The organism is Paenibacillus sp. 01T424, from assembly GCF_056398745.1.
Window position 1 is genome coordinate 1 of the sequence record NZ_JBFTPZ010000128.1, and the last position, 422, is coordinate 422.

Below are 422 nucleotides of genomic sequence, written 5' to 3' on the forward strand. Positions count from 1 at the left end.
ACGTGGACAACAGCGACAACAGGCGCGCTTGTGACCAATGCAACGTGGACAACAGCGACAACAGGCGCGCTTGTGACCAATGCAACAACAGCAACAGTAACAGGCTTGTCCGCCGCAACGGCATATGACTTCCGTCTAGTAGTTACAGGCGGAGCAAATGCTGGCGACTCGAACGTAGTAGCGGTAACGACAAATCCGATTGCACTAACAGACTTCACGAGTGCAAGCAAAACGGGAACGAGCGCTACGTTCACATGGAGCGCAGCAACGAATGCAACAAGCATTAAAGTGGAGCAAACACCAACAGGTGCAAACACGTGGACAACAGCGACAACAGGCGCGCTTGTGACCAATGCAACAACAGCAACAGTAACAGGCTTGTCCGCCGCAACGGCATATGACTTCCGTCTAGTAGTTACAGG

At 52.6% G+C, this 422-nt stretch carries 1 pseudogene; it reads left to right on the forward strand.

Annotation, left to right across the window (positions count from 1 at the left end):
• Window positions 1-422, forward strand: a pseudogene (locus AC1DPK_RS34320) (hypothetical protein); the annotation flags it as partial.